The 3837-nt window shown below is 64.3% G+C and carries 3 protein-coding genes; 1 reads left to right on the plus strand and 2 read right to left on the minus strand.

Features of this window, described 5'->3' with window-relative positions; translation table 11 throughout:
- Together QOI01_RS25555 and QOI01_RS25560 are read right to left on the minus strand one after the other, a co-directional pair.
- Positions 1 to 553, minus strand: a 553-nt coding sequence (locus tag QOI01_RS25555; RefSeq protein WP_526385958.1) for an ATP-binding protein, incomplete at its 3' end; no start/stop codon positions are given.
- A gap of 1689 nt (positions 554 to 2242) precedes the next feature.
- On the minus strand, positions 2243 to 3052 hold the full coding sequence (locus QOI01_RS25560) for a glycoside hydrolase domain-containing protein (RefSeq protein WP_526385960.1): 810 nt from the start codon (positions 3050 to 3052) through the stop codon (positions 2243 to 2245).
- A 280-nt stretch (positions 3053 to 3332) separates the two neighbouring features.
- Here QOI01_RS25560 and QOI01_RS25565 point away from each other — a divergent pair, with 280 nt between their 5' ends.
- Positions 3333 to 3707: a type II toxin-antitoxin system VapC family toxin gene (locus QOI01_RS25565; RefSeq protein ID WP_526385962.1), complete on the plus strand. Its 375-nt coding sequence runs from the start codon at positions 3333 to 3335 to the stop codon at positions 3705 to 3707.
- The last annotated feature ends 130 nt before the right edge of the window (positions 3708 to 3837 follow it).

The following is a 3837-nucleotide window of genomic DNA, read 5'->3' on the forward strand; positions in this document are numbered from 1 at the left end:
CCGTGGTGCCGTGTGCATTCGGTTGGCGATTGCCAGAGCCGCGCAGCTTCTGTGTGTCGGCACGGGTGAACGGGGCATCCGGATCGAAGTCCTTCCCGTCGAACACCCCCGGATAGCCGCCGCCGAAACTCTGCAAGTAGGTCTTCCCAGCTCGGCGTACTGACACATCGGTTCGGGCGGAGATGAAAACCGCTGCGGCGGCTCCGATTCCGTTCAGGCCGGCACCCGTGCTGGCAGCGTCGGCATGTGCGGAGAACTTGCCGCCCGCCCGTGCGGTGCCCAGCGTCTTGACGATGCCGTTCTTCCCGTTCACCGCGTCCGAGTCGACGGGCAGGCCACGGCCGTCGTCGGCCACGCTGACCGAGCCGTCGGCGTGCAAGGTGATGGTGACGGCGGATCCACCGTGGTCGGGATCGGCGACCTCTTCGATCGCGTTATCCACGAGCTCGCGCAGCGCGGTATTGAGCACGTCCAGACCGAGGTTCACCGCCGGCCGCAGGCGTGTGTGCTGGACATCGTCGAGCTCGGTGATGTCGGCGGCGGTGTAGCTCACTGCCCGTCCTTTCCCTCCAGGCCGAGTAGGGGAGGACCGAAACTCACGGACTCCTGCCGGCGATCCACTCGGCAAGCACTGGGGTGCCGCAGGAATGGTAGACGGCCAGTCAGACATCTCTGCGTAGCCGCGGCGACGGGTGAGCAGACTCTCTCAGCGTCGGCCACGTCGGCGAGGCTGAGGCGACGACGTGATTGGTTCTTGAACAGCGGCTCGCGCCGAGATGTCGGACCCGTGCGCCACACACCGTCGCCCCGAAACGCATGGGGTGACAACCCCATGCTCCGTTCGGTACCCAGAAGCCCGCATTCCCGCGCAACGCGGCGCCGTCGGACTCCACTCGCTCCAGGCACGACGGTGGTCTCGAGTACGGATTCACGCATACCTGCGGCACGAGGAGTGGTTTTCACAACGCACCGGTCCGCAAGAACCCGGTTGGGACGCTCTGAGCTGGACTTTTCTAACGAAGATTAACAAGCGTGCACTGATTGTTTAGCAACGTGTTTAGGCAGCCGCACTATTTGAGCCCGCGAACTTGCAGGTCAACAGATTGCGGCGGTGCGATCCGCGCAGGGGCTTAACAAAGTTTTTCGGTTGCATAGCCGTGGCACCGAGCAATAGGCTGCCGCTTCGACTGGCGCCGGCACCAGGGAAAACAATCGATTCGTGGCTCGCAGTAACTGCTCGCGACATGGCGCTACCGCTCGGTGCGGTGGCCCGTGCCCTGGACCTTCCCATCGCCGTGCGACCAACCCGGATGAGGTGGCTCTCCCGTGACCAGCTCGACGTCATAGAGGCGGCCTCGAAGGTGGAGTCAAGTGTTGTCGAGGCCCTGACCCTGAGCGCTTAACGACGGCGTCGCGCTGCAAGCTCGACCCCATCTCACGTCGTCTCGACAGATCATTCCCCTTCGGAGCTCATTCCCGTTCGCGCTTTGCCCGGAATGCCTACGCGAATCCGATGGCCGCTGGCAGTTGACGTGGCGACTCGGATGGTCCTTCGCGTGCGTGGCTCTCGCGACACGCCGAAGTCTTGTCAAAGTAGCCCGGCGATTCCTGTCAATCTTCGCTGCATCTCGACACCATTGTTTGTCGAGATGCAATGAAGATAAGCGAATAGGGTTCCCTCAGACCGAAGGAGAGGGTGGTCCGCCGAGTCTCACTTGACGCCCGCGCCATGGGGCTTGACGAGCCGGGGCACTACGCCGAGCACACCACGGTGTTGATCCAGCGGCGCCATCTTGATGAGAAGTCTGATGCGCTGGCGCAAGGTCGTTCAACGTCACGGCGTATGAGGACCTACACGCCGCGAGCGACCCGCAGGTCAAAGATGCTGTGCTGCTGCGGGACTGCGCGGAACGAGCCACCCGGCGGAATCTGGTCGTCACCGTGACGAAATTGCGACACATGTCCACCGCGTACGGTCGAGCGCCGCTCAGAATCCGACAAAGGTCAAATGTGGCGGTGGAAAATTGGACACGGCGGTGAGACAACTCGCGCTGGACATCCCGTGGGACGAGCTGTGTCAGTACAGTTCAGCGCATCGCGTGAACAGCAAGTTTGAGCAGCTACAGCAGCTGTTTCCGGCTTCTGCCACCACACTCATTGTGCTGATGGCTGCTTGTAGTGCGGGACGAATATCGGAGTGGTCGGTTTGGTCAGCTTGCAACAGCTTGAGTGGGTTAGGACCTCACGGATGCAGGTTCCACTGGCCACAATCCTGGGCCAGGACGTCGCTGACGTCGACTTCGAGCCCGCCAACCACCGGGCCTGGATTCGACGCGGTGCTCACCACGCGCTGGTAGAGAACGGCGGCGGGATAGATCTGGCCGCGCGACCACGAACGCGTCTGCCACGCCCAGACGTGACCGGGCGAGCGTGAACGTCCGATCACTCCGTCGGCAGTGGCCCACTGGCACGCATTGATACCGCCGTAGATGCCGGTGTGCTGCACGCCGATCACCGAGTTGATTCCGCGAAACCATGGCAGCGCAACGGTGTCCCAGGTGTTGCGGTCGATGTCGTCGTCGACGCTGAAGAAGATCGGCGCACTGCGGCCGCCACCTGCGGCGGTATGCAGCTGCCAAGCGGTACGAGCGTCGGCGACGCCTCCGGCGTACCCGCGGGTGAAGTCCGAGGGTGCGGACCCGCCCGGCTTGCCGTACTGGTAGTTGCTGACGATCACCAGCCCAGCGGCGGTCAGTGACTGCGCGTAGGGCAGGGTGATGGGCTTGGCGCCGAAGGACGAGCCGGGCCGCGACGTCGAGACGTAGTTGATGACCCCGGAGTGGCCTGCGGCCCGGATATCCCGGGCCGCAACCTGACGCATGGCGAAGTCGATCAGTGTGGGAGCGGCGGCCGACGCCGCGGGCGCGCCAACACCTGCTGCTGCGGCACCCAGCCCGGCCAGCGCCGACGCAGCGGCGACGTAGCGCAGTGCGTCGCGCCGGGAAATCGGGCGCGATGGCCGCAGGTCGGTGGTCCCCGGCGAGTCCTGCACCTGGCGACGTTAACAATGTGGCTGCTGTTATTTGTGTAGCGTCGGCTGGTGTGTCCGGTTCGCGATCTAGGTGACGCGAAGCCGAAACATTCATTTCCACGGCCACGGCTGTGCCGGGCCCGGGGCGCGGAAGGGCCTCCGAAGTCGGCGTCGGTCACGATGCACGTTGTCCGGCCCGAGAGTGGCTGTGCTGTAACGCGAATCGTAGACAATCGCGGTAGCCGAACACCTGCGGTCCATGCGAAGGTGCTGGTATGACAACTTTCGTCATTGAGCACAGGTGGCCGTCGACCTCGCCGCTGGCGGAGCGACCATTCCACCGGAGCACAGCCTGGCGGCTCCCACACTGCTGCGCTCGCAGGCGCTCGCCCTCGTGTACGAATCGGTGCACCGCGGCGAGATCGAAGAACGGACCGGCCGGAGGGTTCTCGACGATATCCGCGGGCTGCGGATCCGGCTCCTCGGCGACCGATCACTGCAGGACCATGCGTGGCGAATAGCTGCCAGTTTGAACTGGCCGGACACCTACCAGGCCGAGTACATCGCAGTGACCCAGCTACAGGCGGACGCGCTGGCCACCGCCGATAAGAAACTCGCCGCCGCCGCGCGCGCATTCGTCGAAACCGTGTCACCGGTCGACATCTTGCAGCCTTAAGGTGCGGAACACACTCATGCGGGATTGCGCACTCGACACCGGATGCCGAGGCGCCGTCAGCGAATGCATACCGGCTGAGACTGCTGCCACCGCCATTCGGCATCGGGTCGCTGCTGTGCGCTCGACTCGA

Source organism: Mycobacterium sp. (genome assembly GCF_032162605.1).
Taxonomy (GTDB): domain Bacteria; phylum Actinomycetota; class Actinomycetes; order Mycobacteriales; family Mycobacteriaceae; genus Mycobacterium.